At 63.8% G+C, this 17,768-nt stretch carries 18 protein-coding genes; 9 read left to right on the plus strand and 9 right to left on the minus strand.

Annotated elements, in window-relative coordinates:
* The first annotated feature begins 17 nt into the window (after positions 1–17).
* Both E6B08_RS25030 and E6B08_RS25035 read left to right on the plus strand, forming a co-directional pair.
* On the plus strand, positions 18–626 hold the full coding sequence (locus tag E6B08_RS25030) for a biliverdin-producing heme oxygenase (protein WP_136916420.1): 609 nt from the start codon (positions 18–20) through the stop codon (positions 624–626).
* Between the two features lie 54 nt (positions 627–680).
* On the plus strand, positions 681–1,094 hold the full coding sequence (locus tag E6B08_RS25035) for a YbaN family protein (protein ID WP_136916421.1): 414 nt from the start codon (positions 681–683) through the stop codon (positions 1,092–1,094).
* On the opposite strand, the gene arcD (E6B08_RS25040) is transcribed toward E6B08_RS25035, so the two are convergent.
* Positions 1,074–2,501 carry an arginine-ornithine antiporter gene (gene arcD, locus E6B08_RS25040; protein WP_136916422.1) on the minus strand — a complete coding sequence of 476 codons (1,428 nt, stop codon included), beginning with the start codon at positions 2,499–2,501 and terminating at the stop codon, positions 1,074–1,076. The two genes, E6B08_RS25035 and arcD (E6B08_RS25040), sit on opposite strands and share 21 nt — an antisense overlap.
* A gap of 430 nt (positions 2,502–2,931) precedes the next feature.
* Here arcD (E6B08_RS25040) and arcD (E6B08_RS25045) point away from each other — a divergent pair, with 430 nt between their 5' ends.
* The 6 genes from arcD (E6B08_RS25045) (at position 2,932) to E6B08_RS25070 (ending at position 9,913) form a co-directional block, all read left to right on the plus strand.
* Positions 2,932–4,359 (plus strand): arginine-ornithine antiporter, encoded by a 1,428-nt coding sequence (arcD, locus tag E6B08_RS25045; RefSeq protein ID WP_136916423.1) that lies wholly within the window; start codon positions 2,932–2,934, stop codon positions 4,357–4,359.
* Positions 4,360–4,392: 33 nt separating this feature from the next.
* On the plus strand, positions 4,393–5,646 hold the full coding sequence (arcA, locus tag E6B08_RS25050) for an arginine deiminase (RefSeq protein WP_136916424.1): 1,254 nt from the start codon (positions 4,393–4,395) through the stop codon (positions 5,644–5,646).
* Positions 5,647–5,727: 81 nt separating this feature from the next.
* Complete coding sequence (locus tag E6B08_RS25055; protein WP_136916425.1) at positions 5,728–6,738, plus strand: ornithine carbamoyltransferase; 1,011 nt, start codon at positions 5,728–5,730, stop codon at positions 6,736–6,738.
* 176 nt (positions 6,739–6,914) lie between these two features.
* The gene (gene arcC, locus E6B08_RS25060; RefSeq protein WP_136916426.1) at positions 6,915–7,844 is read left to right on the plus strand and encodes a carbamate kinase; all 930 of its coding nucleotides are present in this window, start codon (positions 6,915–6,917) and stop codon (positions 7,842–7,844) included.
* A gap of 54 nt (positions 7,845–7,898) precedes the next feature.
* On the plus strand, positions 7,899–8,273 hold the full coding sequence (locus E6B08_RS25065; RefSeq protein ID WP_136916427.1) for a DUF5064 family protein: 375 nt from the start codon (positions 7,899–7,901) through the stop codon (positions 8,271–8,273).
* 131 nt (positions 8,274–8,404) lie between these two features.
* The gene (locus tag E6B08_RS25070) at positions 8,405–9,913 is read left to right on the plus strand and encodes a sigma-54-dependent transcriptional regulator (RefSeq protein ID WP_136916428.1); all 1,509 of its coding nucleotides are present in this window, start codon (positions 8,405–8,407) and stop codon (positions 9,911–9,913) included.
* 7 nt (positions 9,914–9,920) lie between these two features.
* On the opposite strand, the gene E6B08_RS25075 is transcribed toward E6B08_RS25070, so the two are convergent.
* The 8 genes from E6B08_RS25075 to E6B08_RS25110 form a co-directional block, all read right to left on the minus strand.
* Entirely contained in the window at positions 9,921–11,759 is a 1,839-nt protein-coding gene (locus tag E6B08_RS25075; RefSeq protein WP_136916429.1) for a Na/Pi cotransporter family protein, read from the minus strand.
* Between the two features lie 141 nt (positions 11,760–11,900).
* Positions 11,901–12,800 (minus strand): SphA family protein, encoded by a 900-nt coding sequence (locus E6B08_RS25080; protein ID WP_136916430.1) that lies wholly within the window; start codon positions 12,798–12,800, stop codon positions 11,901–11,903.
* A 79-nt stretch (positions 12,801–12,879) separates the two neighbouring features.
* Positions 12,880–13,941 carry an NADH:ubiquinone reductase (Na(+)-transporting) subunit F gene (locus E6B08_RS25085; RefSeq protein WP_136916431.1) on the minus strand — a complete coding sequence of 354 codons (1,062 nt, stop codon included), beginning with the start codon at positions 13,939–13,941 and terminating at the stop codon, positions 12,880–12,882.
* A 12-nt stretch (positions 13,942–13,953) separates the two neighbouring features.
* Complete coding sequence (locus tag E6B08_RS25090) at positions 13,954–14,313, minus strand: phenol hydroxylase subunit P4 (protein WP_136916432.1); 360 nt, start codon at positions 14,311–14,313, stop codon at positions 13,954–13,956.
* Between the two features lie 57 nt (positions 14,314–14,370).
* A complete protein-coding gene (locus E6B08_RS25095) occupies positions 14,371–15,885 on the minus strand; it encodes an aromatic/alkene/methane monooxygenase hydroxylase/oxygenase subunit alpha (RefSeq protein WP_136916433.1) in 1,515 nt (504 codons plus the stop codon).
* A gap of 32 nt (positions 15,886–15,917) precedes the next feature.
* Complete coding sequence (locus E6B08_RS25100; protein WP_056802508.1) at positions 15,918–16,187, minus strand: MmoB/DmpM family protein; 270 nt, start codon at positions 16,185–16,187, stop codon at positions 15,918–15,920.
* On the minus strand, positions 16,184–17,179 hold the full coding sequence (locus E6B08_RS25105) for an aromatic/alkene monooxygenase hydroxylase subunit beta (protein ID WP_136916434.1): 996 nt from the start codon (positions 17,177–17,179) through the stop codon (positions 16,184–16,186). Before E6B08_RS25105 ends, E6B08_RS25100 begins: the two co-directional genes overlap by 4 nt.
* A gap of 55 nt (positions 17,180–17,234) precedes the next feature.
* Positions 17,235–17,492 carry a phenol hydroxylase subunit gene (locus E6B08_RS25110; RefSeq protein ID WP_136916435.1) on the minus strand — a complete coding sequence of 86 codons (258 nt, stop codon included), beginning with the start codon at positions 17,490–17,492 and terminating at the stop codon, positions 17,235–17,237.
* Positions 17,493–17,575: 83 nt separating this feature from the next.
* Between E6B08_RS25110 and E6B08_RS30905 the strand changes: the two genes are divergently transcribed.
* A complete protein-coding gene (locus E6B08_RS30905) occupies positions 17,576–17,722 on the plus strand; it encodes a hypothetical protein (RefSeq protein WP_192938591.1) in 147 nt (48 codons plus the stop codon).
* Positions 17,723–17,768 lie beyond the last annotated feature (46 nt).

Below are 17,768 nucleotides of genomic sequence, written 5' to 3' on the forward strand. Positions count from 1 at the left end.
TTCCCAAGGACACCCCCATGACCGACCGCCCCGCACTGCGCTCGCAACGCCTCAACCAAGTCACCCACGCCCCGCACAGCGAACTCGACGCCCTGGTCAAATCCCACGCGCCGTTCGACAGCCGAGAAAGCTTCGCCCGCTTCGTCGTGGCCCAATACCTGTTCCAGGCCGAGCTGCAGGCCCTGTACAACGACCCACGCCTGATCGCCATCGTCCCCGACCTGGCCCAGCGCTGCCGCGCCGAACAAGCCCGGCTGGACCTTGCCGACCTCGGCACCGAGGTGCCTGGCGCCGTGCCGGGTGCGTTGCACAACCCCAGCGTGGCGCAAGCCTTGGGCTGGATCTTCGTCTCCGAAGGCTCCAAACTGGGCGCTGCGTTTCTGATCAAGCGTGCAGTGGCCTTGCAGTTGTCCGACAGTTTCGGCGCCAGGCACCTGGGCGAGCCGGCCGGAGGCCGTGCCGAAGGCTGGAAGCAGTTCACCCGGATTCTCGACGGCCTGGCGCTGTCGCCCGAGGAAGACGCTGCCGCCGAACGTGCTGCGGTGGCCGCCTTCGAGCGCTTCACCGAGCTGCTCAAGCACGCCTACGCCGGCACCAGCAACAGCCGGCACGCCACACCGGCCTGATACGCACCACCCGGCCACCCTTCCGGTGGCCGGACCGTTTTTCGCAGTGAGACCATGACCCGACCTGCCCGCTCCAAACTGTCGCGCCTGCTGTATGGCATCCTGGCTTACGTGAGCCTGGGCATCGGCCTGGTGGCCATCGTCATCCCCGGCCTGCCGACCACCGAGTTCATCCTGCTCGCCGCCTGGGCCGCGACACGCAGCTCGCCGCGGCTGTCGGCCTGGCTCGAGAACCACCGGCTGTTCGGGCCGATCCTGTACAACTGGCGCAACGGCAAGGTCATCCAGCGCCGGGCGAAGGTCAGCGCCACCGTGAGCATGCTGGTGTGCGCAGGGCTGATGCTGGTGTTTCTCGAGCACCGCTGGCCCGTGTTCCTGGCCATTGGCGGCATGACCCTGGGCAACCTGTGGATCTGGTCGCGGCCCGAACAGGCCGGCGTGCCGGGGTCACAGGCTCAGCAGCCCTGAGTACAGCGAATAGGCCGCCACAGCAGCCCCCACCAGCACGGCCGCGAAGATGAGTTTTTCCCACGGGGTGAACAGGGTCTGGCCCTGCTCGCGCTTGGCCTGGGCGAACAGGATCACGCCTGGGGCATACAGCAGCGCCGACAGCAGCAGGTATTTCAAACCGCCTGCGTACAGCAGCCATACCGCGTACAGCAGCGCCAGCATTCCCACCACCAGGTCCTTGTGGCGCCGCTTCGGCTGGCCCGCATAGGTTTCACCGCGCGCCGCCAGCAGCACAGCATAGGCTGCCGACCAAAGGTAGGGCACCAGGATCATCGACGAAGCCAGGTAGATCAGGCTGGTGTAGGTGCCCGCCGAGAACAGGGTGATCAGCAGGAAGCCCTGGATCATGCAGTTGGTCAGCCACAGGGCATTGGCCGGCACATGGTTGGCGTTTTCCTTGACCAGGAAGCGCGGCATGGTCTTGTCACGGGCAGTGGCGTAGAGGATCTCCGCGCACAGCAGTGCCCACGACAGCAAGGCCCCCAGCAGCGAGACCGCCAGGCCGATACTGATCAGCAGGCCACCCCAGGGCCCGACGATGTATTCGAGCACGGCGGCCAGCGACGGGTTCTGCAGCCCGGCCAGTTCCGGCTGGGTCATGACCCCCAGCGACAGGACGTTGACCAGCACCAGCAAGGCCAGCACACCGAGAAACCCTATCACCGTGGCCTTGCCCACGTCCGAGCGGTTCTGCGCCCGACCGGAATAGACACTGGCGCCCTCGATGCCGATGAACACGAATACCGTCACCAGCATCATGTTGCGCACCTGCTCGAGCACATTGCCGAACTGCGGATTGCTCAGGCCCCAGATATCGCGGGTGAAGACATCGGCCTTGAAGGCGAACGCGGCAATCACCACGAAGATCAACAGTGGCACGACCTTGGCCACGGTGGTGACCTGGTTGATGAACGCCGCCTCCTTGATGCCGCGCAACACGATGAAATGCACGGTCCAGAGCAGCAGGGAGGCACAGCCGATGGCGATCGGCGTATTGCCCTCGCCGAACACCGGGAAGTAGAACCCCAGGGTGCTAAAAAGCAGCACGAAGTAGCCGACGTTGCCCAGCCAGGCGCTGATCCAATAGCCCCAGGCGGAGGAAAAGCCCATGTACTCGCCGAATCCGGCCTTGGCGTAAGCGTACACGCCGGAATCGAGTTCGGGCTTGCGGTTGGCCAGGGTCTGGAACACGAAGGCCAGGGCCAGCATGCCAACGGCGGTGATACCCCAGCCGATCAATACCGCACCGACGTCGGCGCGGGCCGCCATGTTCTGCGGCAGCGAGAAGATCCCGCCGCCAATCATCGACCCGACCACCAATGCGATCAGTGCGCCAAGGCGTAGCTTCTGTCCCGGTTCGCTCATGGCGCTCCTTTTCTGCACGCTGTCATTCGTTTGAAACAGCAACGCAGGCCATACTAAGTACCCATACTTATATGGCACTGATCATTAAACCTATAGCACTCATAACTCATTTGTCTATAGGCCAGCTCTATTACAACCGTGTCAGCACAGAAAATATAAGACAACGCACTAGAACTCAAAATTCATTTGAAAAATTTGCGAAACGCTCAAAAGCGGCTAGCTTGAGAGTTCGCAGGCTACACAGAGCGTTTGCTCTAGAAAGACATGGAGGTGCCAGCGCCCAAGGCCTGCAGCTGAGCTGTCGGCACTCTCCAGGAGCCGCGTGAAGGAAATTTCCTACTTCACGTGGTCATGAACTGATTTGTGTCAGTTCATGACTCCGGCGTCGGATTTAATCTGTCGTCAACTTTCTCCTGGCAGGAGTTGTTAAATGTCTGATTCTTCCGGAAAACTAAAACTCGGCGCGTTAGTTGCACTTGTTGTCGGCTCGATGATTGGCGGCGGGATCTTCTCGCTGCCGCAAAACATGGCGGCCAGCGCGGAGGTGGGGGCCGTGCTCATCGGCTGGGCAATCACCGCCGTCGGCATGCTGACCCTGGCCTTCGTGTTCCAGACCCTGGCCAACCGCAAGCCTGACCTGGACGGCGGGGTGTACGCCTACGCCAAGGCCGGGTTCGGCGACTACATGGGCTTTTCCTCGGCCTGGGGCTACTGGATCAGTGCCTGGCTGGGCAACGTCGGCTACTTCGTGTTGTTGTTCAGCACCCTCGGCTACTTCTTCCCGATCTTCGGCGAAGGCAATACACCGGCGGCCATCATCGGCGCCTCGGTGCTGCTCTGGGCCGTGCACTTCCTGGTGCTGCGCGGCATCAAGGAGGCAGCGTTCATCAACCTGATCACCACCGTGGCCAAGGTCGTGCCGCTGTTGATCTTCGTGCTGATCTGCCTGTTCGCGTTCAAGCTCGACATCTTCACCGCCGACATCTGGGGCGTGGGCGCTCCTGAGCTGGGCAGCGTGATGAACCAGGTGCGCAACATGATGCTGGTCACCGTGTGGGTGTTCATCGGCATCGAGGGCGCGAGCATCTTCTCATCGCGTGCCGAGAAACGCTCGGACGTGGGCAAGGCCACGGTCATCGGCTTCATCACCGTGCTGCTGTTCCTGGTACTGGTCAACGTGCTGTCGCTTGGCGTGATGACCCAACCGGAACTGGCCAAGCTGCAGAACCCGTCGATGGCCGCCGTGCTCGAGCACGTGGTAGGCCACTGGGGCGCGGTGCTGATCAGCGTCGGCCTGGTCATCTCGCTGCTCGGGGCGCTGCTGTCGTGGGTGCTGCTGTGCGCGGAGATCATGTTCGCCGCCGCCAAGGACCACACCATGCCGGAGTTCCTGCGCCGCGAGAACAGCAAGCAGGTGCCGGCCAACGCGCTGTGGCTGACCAACGCGATGGTGCAGATCTTCTTGGTCATCACCCTGTTCTCCAGCAGTACCTACCTGTCGCTGATCTACCTCGCCACCTCGATGATCCTGGTGCCCTACCTGTGGTCGGCAGCCTACGGCTTCCTGCTGGCCTTGCGTGGCGAAACCTATGAACAAGCCGCATCCGAGCGCAGCAAGGACCTGCTGATCGGCGGCATCGCGCTCGTCTACGCCATCTGGCTGCTGTATGCCGGCGGCGTGAAATACCTGCTGCTTTCCGCACTGCTGTATGCCCCTGGCGCCATCCTGTTCGCCAAGGCCAAGCGCGAAATCGGCCAACCTATCTTCACCAACATCGAAAAACTGGTCTTCGCCGCGGTTGTCGTGGGTGCCCTGGTGGCCGCCTACGGCCTGTACGACGGATTCCTGACTCTTTGATCCTGGTCTTCGCACTATTGGAGGATTTGAACCATGTCCACTGAAAAACAGAAGTACGGTGTCCACTCCGAGGCCGGCAAGCTGCACAAGGTGATGGTTTGCGCTCCGGGCCTGGCGCACAAGCGCCTGACCCCCAGCAACTGCGACGAACTGCTGTTCGACGACGTGATCTGGGTCGACCAGGCCAAGCGGGACCACTTCGACTTCGTCACCAAGATGCGCGAACGCGGCGTCGAGGTGCTGGAGATGCACAACCTGCTGACCGACATCGTGCAGAACAAAGAAGCCCTGAAATGGATCCTCGATCGCAAGATCACCCCTGACACCGTTGGCGTAGGCCTGACCAACGAGGTGCGCAGCTGGCTCGAAGGCCTGGAACCCCGTCACCTGGCGGAGTTCCTGATCGGCGGTGTCGCCGGCCAGGACCTGCCGCAAAGCGAAGGCGCCGATGTGGTCAAGATGTACAACGACTACCTGGGCCACTCGAGCTTCATTCTGCCGCCGCTGCCCAACACCCAGTTCACCCGTGATACCACTTGCTGGATCTACGGCGGCGTGACCCTCAACCCGATGTACTGGCCGGCGCGACGTCAGGAAACCCTGCTGACCACCGCCATCTACAAGTTCCACCCCGAGTTCACCAAGGCCGACTTCCAGGTCTGGTATGGCGACCCGGACAAGGACCACGGCAGCGCCACCCTCGAAGGCGGTGACGTGATGCCGATCGGCAAGGGCATCGTGCTCATCGGCATGGGCGAGCGCACCTCGCGCCAGGCCATCGGCCAACTGGCGCAGAACCTGTTCGCCAAGGGCGCGGCCAGCGAAGTCATCGTCGCCGGCCTGCCGAAATCCCGCGCCGCCATGCACCTGGACACCGTGTTCAGCTTCTGCGACCGCGACCTGGTCACGGTCTTCCCGGAAGTGGTCAACGAGATCGTGCCGTTCATCATCCGCCCGGACGAAGGCAAGCCCTACGGCATGGACGTGCGCCGCATCAACAAATCGTTCATCGAGGTGGTGGGCGAGCAGCTTGGCGTCAAGCTGCGGGTGGTGGAAACCGGTGGCAACAGCTTCGCCGCCGAGCGTGAACAGTGGGACGACGGCAACAACGTGGTGGCCATCGAACCAGGCGTGGTGGTCGGCTACGACCGCAACACCTACACCAACACCCTGCTGCGCAAGGCCGGCATCGAAGTCATCACCATCAGCGCCGGCGAACTGGGCCGGGGCCGTGGCGGCGGTCACTGCATGACCTGCCCGATCGTGCGCGACCCGGTCGACTACTAGTACGACCAACCCCGGCGGTGCCCAACCGGGCCGCCGGGCAGCCAACAGCCGAATTCTTTGAAAGCCTAAGGAGACTCCGTCATGGCGTTCAACATCCACAATCGCAACCTGCTCAGCCTCGAACACCACACTACCCGCGAGCTGAAGTACCTGCTGGACCTGTCCCGCGACCTCAAGCGCGCCAAATACACCGGCACCGAGCAGCAGCACCTGAAGGGCAACAACATCGCCCTGATCTTCGAGAAGACCTCCACCCGCACCCGCTGCGCCTTCGAGGTCGCCGCCTATGACCAGGGCGCCAACGTCACCTACATCGACCCCAACTCCTCGCAGATCGGCCACAAGGAAAGCATGAAGGACACCGCCCGCGTGCTCGGGCGCATGTACGATGCCATCGAGTATCGCGGCTTCAAGCAGGAGATCGTCGAGGAGCTGGCGAAATTCGCCGGCGTACCGGTGTTCAACGGCCTCACCGACGAATACCACCCGACCCAGATGATCGCCGACGTGCTGACCATGCGCGAGCACAGCGACAAGCCGCTGCACGACATCAGCTACGTGTACCTGGGCGATGCCCGCAACAACATGGGCAACTCGTTGCTGCTGATCGGTGCCAAGCTCGGCATGGACGTGCGCATCGCTGCGCCCAAGGAGCTGTGGCCGCTCGACGAACTGGTGGAGCGCTGCAAGAAGTACGCTGAAGAGAGCGGCGCGCGCATCACCCTGACCGAGGACGCCAAGGCCGCGGTCAAGGGCGTGGACTTCATCCACACCGACGTCTGGGTATCGATGGGCGAGCCGATCGAAGCCTGGGGCGAGCGTATCAAGTTGCTCAAGCCGTACCAGGTGAACAAGGAGCTGATGAAGGCCTCCGGCAATCCACGGACCAAGTTCATGCACTGCCTGCCGGCGTTCCACAACTCCGAGACCAAGGTCGGCAAGCAGATCGCCGAACAGTATCCGGAGCTGTCGAACGGCATCGAAGTGACCGATGACGTGTTCGAGTCGCCGGCCTGCATCGCCTTCGAGCAGGCGGAAAACCGCATGCATACGATCAAGGCGATCCTGGTGTCGACCCTGGCCGATCTGTAAGGGCTGCCTCGGCATCGCGGACCACCTGCTCCCTGTAGGAGCGGGTTCACCCGCGAAAGCGCCAGTCCAGACAACCTCAAGGGGCCTGCTGGCGCATTCGCGGGTAAACCCGCTCCTACAGGGACGGTGTCGTTGGCGACGGCAGCACTCCCTTTCTCAGTTAAAGGACATTCCCCATGCGTATCGTTGTAGCTTTGGGCGGTAACGCCCTGCTGCGTCGCGGCGAGCCGATGACCGCTGAAAACCAGCGCGCCAACATCCGCACCGCCACCGAACAGATCGCCAAGATCCACCCCGGCAACGAACTGGTCATCGCCCACGGCAACGGCCCGCAAGTCGGCCTGCTGTCGCTCCAGGGCATGGCCTACAAACCCGACGAGGCCTACCCGCTGGACGTGCTGGGCGCCGAGACCGAGGGCATGATCGGCTACATGATCGAACAGGAGCTGGGCAACCTGCTGGCATTCGAGGTGCCGTTCGCCACCCTGCTCACCCAGGTCGAGGTTGACGCCAACGACCCTGCTTTCAAGGATCCGACCAAGTTCATCGGTCCGGTCTACAGCAAGGAAGAAGCCGAAAAGCTGGCCAAGGAAAAGGGCTGGGTGGTCAAGCCGGACGGCGACAAGTACCGCCGCGTGGTGGCCAGCCCGAAACCCAAGCGCATCTTCGAGATTCGCCCGATCAAATGGCTGCTGGAAAAGAGCAGCATCGTGATCTGCGCAGGCGGTGGCGGCATTCCCACCATGTACGATGAAAACCGCAAGCTCAAGGGCATCGAGGCGGTGATCGACAAGGACCTGGCCTCGGCACTGCTGGCCGAGCAGCTGGAGGCCGACCTGCTGGTGATCGCCACCGACGTCGACGCCGCCTACATCGACTGGGGCAAGCCGACGCAGAAGGCCATCGCCCAGGCCCACCCCGACGAACTCGAGCGCCTGGGCTTCGCCGCCGGCTCCATGGGGCCGAAAGTGCAGGCCGCCAGCAACTTCGCCCGCAACACCGGCAAGGTGGCGGTGATCAGCTCGCTGGAAAAGATCGAGGACATCGTCAAGGGCGCCGCCGGCACTCGGGTTTCCACCGCCAACCCCGGAATAAGCTACCGTTGATGCACTGGGCGGGCGCTGTTCGCCCGCCAATTTCAACCTTCCGGAGGATTCACCATGGCCACGTACGAGCCCGGTCATGTACATATCGAGCGCACCGCGCTGAACCAGAACGACCACAGCTACGATCTCAAGATCGATTACGAAGCTGAAACCGACCCCAAGGAAGGCAGAGGTATCCAGTTCCGCATGCATGGCACCATCGAAGGCAAGACGGTCGACGAAAAGTTCTTCCTGGCCAAGGACCAGGTACTGCCCAGCTTCCTCATGCTGCTGAGCCGCAAGGCACAGTCCTACCTGCCACCGCCGAAGAAATTCGAAAGCCTGAGCTCTCCACACAAACTCTACGACCACATGTTCAGCGACATTCGAGAAAAACTGGATGTGAAATCCGGCGACCCGGTCAAACCCGAACATCTAGGTAACGCCTGATCCCACCCAGCCGGCTCCCACACTCTCCTGTAGGAGCCGGCTTGCCGGCGATACCGCCACCGCCGTCCTTGGGCATGTACCCCGACTAGGGGCATACTAACGCCCTCCCCGGCCACCACCCCCGCCTTCCCATGCGCATCCACGTCAGCTTCATCGACCGCGTCGGCATCACCCAGGAAGTCCTGGCCCTGCTCGGCGCCCGCAACCTCAACCTGGATGCGGTGGAGATGGTGCCACCGAACGTCTACATCGACGCCCCGACCCTGAGCCCCGCCGTGCTCGAGGAACTGCACGACGCCTTGTTCGAAGTGCAAGGCGTACAGTCGGTCGAGGTGGTCGACATCCTCCCTGGCCAGCGCCGTCACCTGCAACTCGATGCCCTGCTCGCCGCCATGAGCGACCCGGTGCTGGCCGTGGACAGCGCAGGCAAGGTGCTGCTGGCCAACCCGGCGCTGATCGCCCTGTGCGGGCGCGAATCGGCGGGGCGCTCGGTAGGCGAGCTGTTCGCCGACCCTGGGCTGCTGCAGGCCCTGCTGGACAACAACTTCCACCTGCCAATGCGCGAGATGCAGCTCAACGGCCAGAGCCTGCTGCTCGACGCCACGCCCATCACCAACGCCGGTGGCCTGCTGACCCTGTACCCGCCCACGCGCATGGGCGAGCGGCTGTCGGCCCTGCACCACGACCACGCCGAAGGCTTCGATGCCTTGCTCGGCGAATCGCCGGCGATCCGCACCCTCAAGGCTCGTGCGCTGCGGGTGGCGGCCCTCGACGCACCTTTGCTGGTGCATGGCGAGACCGGCACCGGCAAGGAGCTGGTGGCCCGCGCCTGCCACGCCTTGAGCAGCCGCCACGCCGCGCCTTTCCTGGCGCTGAACTGCGCAGCCCTGCCCGAGAGCCTGGCCGAGAGCGAGTTGTTCGGCTATGCCCCCGGCGCCTTCACCGGCGCCCAGCGCGGCGGCAAGCCGGGGCTGATGGAGCTGGCCAACCAGGGCACGGTGTTTCTCGACGAGATCGGCGAAATGTCGCCCTACCTGCAGGCCAAGCTCCTGCGTTTTCTCAACGATGGCAGTTTCCGCCGGGTGGGCGGCGACCGCGAGGTGAAGGTCGATGTGCGCATCATCAGCGCGACCCACCGTGATCTGGAGCGCATGGTCGCCGAAGGCACCTTCCGCGAAGACCTGTTCTACCGCCTGAACGTGCTCAACCTGCAGGTGCCGCCGCTGCGCGACCGTGGCCAGGACATCCTGATGCTCGCGCATTTCTTCATGCAGCAAGCCTGTACGCAGATCCAGCGCCCGGCTTGCCGCCTGGCCCCGGCCACCCACTCGGCGCTGTTGGCCAACCCTTGGCCGGGCAACGTGCGCCAGCTGCAGAACGTGATCTTCCGCGCCGCAGCCATCTGCGAGGGCTCGCTGGTGGACATCGGCGACCTGGACATCGCCGGCACTTCGGTCGCCCGAGGCCAGGACGGCGAAGTGGCGAGTCTGGAGCAGGCGGTGGGCGATTTCGAGCGCGAGCTGCTGCAGCGCCTGTACGCCAGCTACCCCTCGACCCGGCAACTGGCCGGACGCTTGCAGACCTCGCACACCGCCATTGCCCAGCGGCTGCGCAAGTACGGGATCCCCGGCAAACCTTGAGCGTGCTTCAGGCCAGGTCGGCCAGCAGCGGCTCCGGGCCGAGCAAGACCCCGCGCTGACGCTTGGCCTCGCGGCCCTCACCGAGCACCACCAGAACCGCACGCAAGCCACGTACGATGTTGTGGCTCGATCCCAGGTCGTTGACCAGCGAACTGGTGACCATGCCATCCAGCGCGCCGTTGCGGATGCCTTCGTACAACGACTGCCGGAAGCGCTCCTCGAAGTGCTGTTCGCGCTCGTTCAAGGCCTGGAAACGCACCGCCCATTGTGCGGCCTCGACATCGGCCAGGCTCAGTTGGCGAATCTCGCGCAGGCTTTCCAGCACGTGCTGGCGCAGCGCCAGGTAGTTTTGCCGCGCCACCGACTCGTGTGGCTCCGCCACGTAGCGACGCAAGTTCTTCTGCAGCCGGCGGGTGTGCTTGACCGCATCCACCAGTTGGAACGCCGCCAGTTGGCAGTTGCGCCAGAAGGCCAGCTGCTCAGGCTCCAGCGGCTGCTCCATGCGCCCCATGAATTCGAGCAAATCGGCGTAGACCCCCTTGATGTGCAGGTGGTAGAGCTGCTCGGCATCCATGTGACCGGACTGCGCTCGGGCACGCAACGCCGCATCGTCGTCGCCCGGGGAGTCCAGCTGGCCCAACGGGCAGTACAGCGCATGCGCCACCACTTCCTGGCCCAATCGGCCCAGGTGCTGCAACTCCTCGGCCACAGCGATCACCGCACTGTCCGCCGTCTGCAAGGCCGCTGGCATGAGGTAGCGGGCATGGGTGACCTCGACCCGCCCAGGCGACTGCTCGGCCAACAACTCTTCAGGCTCGATCTTGTCTGGCAGCCAACGCTCCAGCGCGCCTGCCAGTGCTTGCTGCCAGGGCCAGAACACCGCCACGCCCATGGCATTGAACAGGGTGTGGAACAGGGCCAGCTGGATCAGGGTATTGCTGCCCAGGCCAACCAGGCCTGTGGCATTGACCACCAACCACTTCAGCGGGGCCAACAGCAGCAGCGACAACACCGCCGTCGTGCAGTTGAACAGGGCATGGGCGATGGCCAGGCGCTGGCCGCTGCGGGTACTGCCGATCATGCCCATGAACGCTGTGGAAATGCTGCTACCGACGTTGGATCCGACGGCAATGCACAAGGCCTGGGGCAGTTGCAGCTGATCGCTGGCCAGCGCCACCAGGGTCAGCATCAGCGTCGCGTGGCTCGACTGCACCACCACGGTGATCAGCGTACCGATGGCGGTGAACAGCAACACACCCTGCAAACCGCTGGCGCTGTAGTTGCGCAGGTCGAGGTCGCCGAAGCCGAAGAAGCCTTCCTTGATGCCATCGATCCCGAGGAAGATCATCGAGATCCCCAGCAGGAAGCGGCCAATGGCCTTGCTCTTTTCACCCGCGAAACTCAGCAACACGCCAAACACCAACAACGGCATGGCCAGGGCCGACATGCTCAGGTTCTGCCCGGCCATGGCCAGGAACCAGATGCCGCTGGTGGCACCCAGGTTGACCCCGAACAGCACCGCGATGCTGCCGGCCAGGGTGATCAGGCCGGTGCTGAGGAAGGCAATGGTCAACAACGAGACCAGGGTGCTCGACTGCATGATGAAGGTCGCCACGCAGCCGAACATCAGGCCTTTCACCGGCGTCGCGGTACTTTGCGCCAGCCAGGTTTCCAGCCGGCCGCCAGCCAGGCTCTTGAGTCCCTGCTCCAGGCTTTGCATGCCAAAGATGAACAGTGCCAGGCCCGCCGCCAGCTGCAACCAGCTGGGGCTGAACCAGAACGACCAGGACAGCGCCAGGAACGCCAGTGCCATCAATGAATACCGCGTGTTCAACAACGTGCGCATGGGTAGCTCTCCCTCGCTGAGCGCTGATGTTCAGCCGCTACGGACTGCTCAATCATAGCGGCTAAACGCCAGTGATAGAGCCCGCCACGACCGATCCCGGCACACCCTGCGCGAGGGAGACATGCCAGTGAGGGGATACGCTCAGAACGGCACGGTCAGCTTGACCCAGTAGGCATCGCCCTGGGCTCGGTTACGCACTTCGGTTTCCTTGGACCACTTGGCGGTGACGAACCAGCCGTCCTTGTCGCTGTACTTGATCGACGGGCCGATGGCGAAGCTGCGGCCCTTGTTGTCATCGATCCGCTCGCCGTCCTGGCGATCGTCGGTGGTCTGGCGGTAGTAGTAGCCGCCGATGCCGGCCACCCAGCCGTTGCCAAAGCCCCAGCCGATGGCGTAGTCGACGTGGAATTCCTGGCCGGAACGGTAATCGGTGTCGGGGTTGCGGCGGTTGAAGTCGTACATGATCTTGGCATCGGCATTGAGCCCGTCGGGGTCGACGTAGGTCATCGCGTAGACCGGCTCGAACACCCAGTAGTTGCGCCCGGGGTTGGCCAGGTCGTCCTTGTCGTAGCGGCCGGTGGGGGCAATCATGTCGAAGGCCAGGATGCTGTGGAATTTCTCGCTGTGGTGAAAGCCCAGCGCCGGGCCGAAGATCACGTCACCCAGGCCGCTGTTGTGCTGCGACTGGCCATTGAGGCTCACCTTGACGTCCACCAGCGGCACGATCGCGTGCAGGCCGACGCTGGCGCCGAACAGGGTGTAGTCGCTGACCCAGATCAGCCGCGGCACGATGGCGTTGGCGCGCACGCTGAAGTCCACCGGCAACTTGCGGCCATCGTTGCCGCGCAGGTTGTTGGCTTCGTAGTGATTGACGAACAACTGGCCATAGAAGCCTGGCGGCGGCATGGCGCCGCTCATGTAGTTCTCGGCGCCCAGCGGGTAGGAGGTGCCCCCGCCTTCGGTGGCATGGGTCAGGTTGGCGGCACCGAACAGGCTCAGGCCGGCGGCGAGGCGAAGCAGGGTCGCAAGGGTCGGGTTCATTCAGGTCAACCTTTGTTGTTGTTATCGGTCGGGTGCACGCGGGCACCCCGCGCCCTGGCGAGGTACCCGGCAATCGGGCTCAGATACGCTTGAACAAGGCCGAACGCTGGCCTTCCCCGGCCCCGTCGGCGGCGCTGTAGAAGCGCTCCATGAAGATGTCACGTTCGAACAACCGGCCCTGCATGAGACAGGTGATGGCAGCATCGATCATCGGCGGCGGGCCGCACAGGTAGGCCTTGTGGCCGCTGAAGCGGCCGTCGAAATGCGCCTTCGCCGCGTCATGCACGTACCCCCGAAAACCGCTCCAGTTGCTGTCGTCGCCAGCCTGGCTCAGTGCCGGCACGTAGCTGAAGTTGGGGTAGCGCTCGGCCAGGCTGACGAACAGGTCGTGGTTGTACAGTTCGGCGCGGGTGCGCGCCCCCTGGAACAGCGTCATGTGCCGGGTGTCGCCCTGGGTCAACAGGTCGAGGATCATCGACTGCGGGCTGGACAGCCCCGACCCGCCGGCGATGAAGATCAAATTCCCCGGCTGGCAGCTGCGCACGAAGAACTGCCCATAGGGCCCCGACAGCTCGACCTTGTCGCCCACCTGCAAGCGCTGGTGGATATGGGCGGTGGCGAGGCCGCCTTCGACCAGGCGCACGTGCAGCTCGACCTCGTCGGCCCGCTCCGGCGGGTTGGCCAGGGAAAACGCCCGTGTGCCTTCGATGCCCGGCAGTTGCAGGTTGATGTATTGCCCGGCCTGGAACGCCATGGGTCGGTCGAGTTTGAGGTGCACGCCGCGAATGGTCGGCGACAGCTCCACCAGGTGGGTGACCACGGCATGGTAGTCCTGCACCGGCAGGCCGGCGAAGTCCGGATCGACATCGATGTCGGCCTCGATCACCAGGTCGCTCTGCGGGATGGCACAGCACGCCAGCACCTTGCCCTCCTCGCGCTCCATGTCCATCAGGGCGAAAGGCGAGGCGGCGCCGATGTCCACGTCGCCTTCCAGTACCTGGCACTTGCAGGTGGCGCAGGTGCCGTGGCCGCAGGCGAACGGCAACCAGACGCCCTGGCGCAGGGCCGCCTGGAGAATGGTCTGGCCCTCCTCGACCTCGATCTGGTCACCGGTGGGTTCGATCGTGACTTGGTAGCTCATGGCCCTGCTCCTCTAGTTGCAGCTGCCACCCAGGCCTTCGAGGCCAGGGGTGTGCAGGTGCAGCAGGCTCTTGTGGACGACACCGTTGGCGGCAAGGCCGCTGGCAAGGTCAGGGGCGAACGGTCGTTCGTCCAGGCGCCAGCGGGCGACGTCGAAATTCACCTGGGCGGCATCGGGGTGCAGGGCGATGGCCGGTTTGACCACCTGCTCGATGAAATCACCGAAGGGCAGCGCCGGGTCGACCGGCAAGGTGAACGGTGCGCAGAACAGCAGGTGGTTTTCCCAGCACAGGTAGACCAGTTGCGCGCCGTGGAAGTTGGCCTGCAGGTCCAGGGGTTGGGCGGTATAGGTACCGATGGCGGTCACGGGCATGACAGTGTCCTCTTGTTCTTGTAGGTACGGGGCGGTATACGCCGCCCCGGGTAGCGATCAGCCGGCCTTGCGTTCGTTGCTGTGCAGCGCCTGCCAGCGTTGCTGCTCGGGCGAGCCCTGGTAGTCGAAATTGTCCTGGCCGGGGTCGATGTTGTAGTAGTCACGCACCACTGCCTCGACGTCACCGCCGCCGCAATTGCCCTGCAGGATCTGGTGCACCGGCAGCCAGGCCTGGACGTACTTATCAGGCTCGTGGGCGAAGATGTCGCAGCAGCCGTCGGAGCAGAAGTGGTAGCGCTCGCCCTCATGCACCAGGCTGCGGTGGCTGAGCTGGGTCGGGTTGTCCGGCTCGGTGAACGCCAGCGGGATCTGGCAGATCTGGCAGAGCATCGGCAGCGTCGGGTTGTAGAAGCGCTCGCCACGCGCCTGCAGTTCGCGCCAGTGTTCGTAGCGCGGTCGGTAGTATTGGTCGAAGGTGTCCGGGTACTTGGCCGACAGCCAGTCCAGTTCCTCGTCGGTGGGGATCCAGGTGTGGAAGTTGGTCGCCTGGCTGTACTGGTAGAAGATCGACCAGGCCTGGTGGGTGATGTGCTCCTTGCCGATGGTGGTCTGCTCGACGTACTTCGGTGGCCGGATGCCGTAGCGCTCCAGGTCCTTGAACAGCGCGCCGCCGGCCTGCTCGAAGTACACCTCCCAGGCCTCGGCCCAGGACATGACCTTGTTCGGCAGCATGTAGTCCATCATCATCCCGACCAGGGTCAGCAGGCGGTAACCGCGCCAGAACCACTTGTCGATCCAGCGCTGGACGATCGGCACGTTGTCTTCATGCTGCTCGAGCAGGAACTTGATCACCTCCAGGCCCAGGGTCATGTGCCGGGCTTCATCGGATTGCGCCGAGAAACCGAAGGTCACCGTGGCCATGTCGCCGTTGAACGCGGCGCCGGACATGAACGGCACGAACAACAGGTTGGTCAGCACGTACTCGAACGAGAACGAGATGGCCGTGAGGAACTCGAACGGGCCGGCGGTGCGGGCGTCCTCGAAGAACGACTTGGGCACCGACAGGAACCAGACCCGGTCGTGCATGTGGGCGAAGTCGTGCAGGCCGTTGAAATGCTTGTTGTAGTGGCTCATCGCGTGCACCTGGGTCTGCACGTGACGCAGTTCGTCGATGGCCTGCATCTGGCAGGCGACGCGGGCGCCGGCGCCGCCGAAATGCCGTCCGACCCGGGCGAAGCCCTGGTAGGCCTGGTACTCCAGGGGGGTGACGCCGCTGAGGAACAGCTTCAGGGCGTTGACGTAGCGGGCATCGGAAATGTTCTGGTGGCCGTTGTTCTGGGCGAACGCGTCGAAGATCGCGTAGAGCTTCTTTTCTTTCTCCGCCTGGTATTTCCAGTAGGCGTCCATGGTCAGGCGGAACGGATCTTCCCACTTGTCCCAATCGGTGATCTTGATGCCCTCGAACCGCTCGTACGGGTAGATGTCGTCCTTGCTCTGGTAGCTCGGCTCCCAGCCCAGGTCGCGGGTCATGCAGCGGTACTTGTCTTTCTGGTTCAGGCGTTTGGCGGCCATGGTGGTTCTCCGGATTCTTGTCGTTGTACGGATCAGTTCCAGTGCAGGGCGAAGCAGTCTTCGTCTTCCTCGACGTTGCCGCCGAGGGTGATCACGTCGATCAGCATTTCCTGCACGTCCCATTCGCGGCCGAGCTTTTCCTCCACCGTGGCACGGTGGATTTCCAGACGGCCTTCGGCCTGCACGCGGATCATCGCCGGCTGGTGCTGGACCTGGGCGTGAGGGTTGTCCTGGGTGATGGCCTCGACGATGTAGCGGGCGCTGTCGTTATCCTGAAAGGCGATGTAGACGAGGGAAGTCATGCGCGCGCTCCCGTGAGGCCGAGTTTTGCCAGCCTTGCGCCAAAGGCGCTGTCGACCGCGTCGAGGGCCTCCCGGCCCGGGCCGAGGTCGGCCAAAGGCCGCAGCGCCTCCAGCGCCCGGCTGCGCCAGTGGCTGACCCAGCCATCGATCAGGCGCTGGTTTTCCGGGCTGGCGGCGCTGGCGGTCTTGACCAGGGCATCGACCATGCGTTGGCTCTCGCCGAACCACAGGCGCATGAACTCGGTGAGCATGCTGACCGGGGCGGCGCCAGCAGCGGCCAACTGATCGTCGAAGCGCTCGAACAGCAGCGGGTACAGCAGGCCATCGCTGACCAGGTTCTGCGCCAGGCTCAGCTCGAACCAGTCGCGCACCACCAAGGTGTCTTCCACGTAGCGGCGCAGGCCCTGCCAGGCCGGGTCGTCGAGCCAGCGCTGCTTGGCGTCGGCGAGCAGCGCCAGGCCGTCTTCCTCGAGCAGCAGGCCGATGCGCGACAGGTACTGGGCGATGGCCAGGCGGTCCATGGCATGGAACATGTGCATCTGGGTGACGCTGGTGCCGAAGGCATCGGCGGCGATACCGCTGTTGTTCATGTTGGCGCCCAGCTCGGCATGGCGCAGCGGCAGCAGCAAGCGGGCGATCGAGGCGCGCAGGGGCGCCGGCAGGTTGGCCAGCAGTTCACGTTTCTCGCAGAAGGCGAAGCTGTGCTCGGCGTTTTCCTGCATGCGTGCCCGGGCCTGCACGTAGGTGCCGTAGTAGTACTGGCGAGGGTCGCTGACGGCGTACCAGTCGGCCATGCGCACGGCGGTGCGGGTAGGGTCGTTGAGCAGCTTGTCGGGCTGCCAAAGCGGACGGTAGTGGAAGTTGGTGGCTGCCTCGATGTCGAAACTGGCTTCCTGGTAGCGGCTGGCAGGCTTGTCACCGAAACGCCGACGGATATGGCTGAAGGTCTGGCGGATCGGCTCGACGGTGGCTGTCTTAATTTCAATGCTCATGCAAGGCGTCCTGTATTTGTTGTTGTGGGGATGCAACGCGCTGGCTGGCAGCGCCTCAGTCGTCCTGGTCGCGACTCTCGCCGTAGCGCCACTTGCGCATGTCGGCATCGACGGCGGCGGCCATCGCTGCGTCCATGTGCAGCACCTGGTTGTGATCGCAGAAGCTGACGAAGGCGGCCTGGGGCAGGACCAGCTCGACGAACAGGTCCGGGTAGCCGATGGCGAAATCGAACTCGACGAAGGCCGCGTCCGGCTCGCTGCGTACGCGAACGTAATGCGGCATTTGTTGGAGTGAGGAAGTGGCTTGGGTCATGGTGAAGATGCTCCATCTGGGCTCAAGAGGGTCAGAGCAACAGCTGTGCCAGACCCTCCTTCACAACCCGCACGAGCACTTAATTGCTTGATTCGAAAAGAATTAAAGAACAAGAACCGATGAAATTCGGGGAGCGCCAGCGGCCGCCGAGCCTGTCGCGCCCGCAGCCGATTGATCATTTGCTCAAGCCTGATCGCCGTGATGCAGCAAATGACCAATTCAGCCGGTGATTGACTTTTGCCTGGCTTTCAGGCGGTTTTAGTAGGCGAGACGGCC

The sequence above is a fragment of the Pseudomonas putida genome (assembly GCF_005080685.1).
Classification (GTDB): domain Bacteria; phylum Pseudomonadota; class Gammaproteobacteria; order Pseudomonadales; family Pseudomonadaceae; genus Aquipseudomonas; species Aquipseudomonas putida_V.

What these genes read in the sequence shown, in the direction of transcription:
- E6B08_RS25030 (WP_136916420.1), top strand. Translation starts at nt 18, where the DNA reads ATGACCGACCGCCCCGCACTGCGCTCGCAACGCCTCAACCAAGTCACC.
- E6B08_RS25035 (WP_136916421.1), top strand. Translation starts at nt 681, where the DNA reads ATGACCCGACCTGCCCGCTCCAAACTGTCGCGCCTGCTGTATGGCATC.
- arcD (WP_136916422.1), bottom strand. Translation starts at nt 2,501, where the DNA reads ATGAGCGAACCGGGACAGAAGCTACGCCTTGGCGCACTGATCGCATTG.
- arcD (WP_136916423.1), top strand. Translation starts at nt 2,932, where the DNA reads ATGTCTGATTCTTCCGGAAAACTAAAACTCGGCGCGTTAGTTGCACTT.
- arcA (WP_136916424.1), top strand. Translation starts at nt 4,393, where the DNA reads ATGTCCACTGAAAAACAGAAGTACGGTGTCCACTCCGAGGCCGGCAAG.
- E6B08_RS25055 (WP_136916425.1), top strand. Translation starts at nt 5,728, where the DNA reads ATGGCGTTCAACATCCACAATCGCAACCTGCTCAGCCTCGAACACCAC.
- arcC (WP_136916426.1), top strand. Translation starts at nt 6,915, where the DNA reads ATGCGTATCGTTGTAGCTTTGGGCGGTAACGCCCTGCTGCGTCGCGGC.
- E6B08_RS25065 (WP_136916427.1), top strand. Translation starts at nt 7,899, where the DNA reads ATGGCCACGTACGAGCCCGGTCATGTACATATCGAGCGCACCGCGCTG.
- E6B08_RS25070 (WP_136916428.1), top strand. Translation starts at nt 8,405, where the DNA reads ATGCGCATCCACGTCAGCTTCATCGACCGCGTCGGCATCACCCAGGAA.
- E6B08_RS25075 (WP_136916429.1), bottom strand. Translation starts at nt 11,759, where the DNA reads ATGCGCACGTTGTTGAACACGCGGTATTCATTGATGGCACTGGCGTTC.
- E6B08_RS25080 (WP_136916430.1), bottom strand. Translation starts at nt 12,800, where the DNA reads ATGAACCCGACCCTTGCGACCCTGCTTCGCCTCGCCGCCGGCCTGAGC.
- E6B08_RS25085 (WP_136916431.1), bottom strand. Translation starts at nt 13,941, where the DNA reads ATGAGCTACCAAGTCACGATCGAACCCACCGGTGACCAGATCGAGGTC.
- E6B08_RS25090 (WP_136916432.1), bottom strand. Translation starts at nt 14,313, where the DNA reads ATGCCCGTGACCGCCATCGGTACCTATACCGCCCAACCCCTGGACCTG.
- E6B08_RS25095 (WP_136916433.1), bottom strand. Translation starts at nt 15,885, where the DNA reads ATGGCCGCCAAACGCCTGAACCAGAAAGACAAGTACCGCTGCATGACC.
- E6B08_RS25100 (WP_056802508.1), bottom strand. Translation starts at nt 16,187, where the DNA reads ATGACTTCCCTCGTCTACATCGCCTTTCAGGATAACGACAGCGCCCGC.
- E6B08_RS25105 (WP_136916434.1), bottom strand. Translation starts at nt 17,179, where the DNA reads ATGAGCATTGAAATTAAGACAGCCACCGTCGAGCCGATCCGCCAGACC.
- E6B08_RS25110 (WP_136916435.1), bottom strand. Translation starts at nt 17,492, where the DNA reads ATGACCCAAGCCACTTCCTCACTCCAACAAATGCCGCATTACGTTCGC.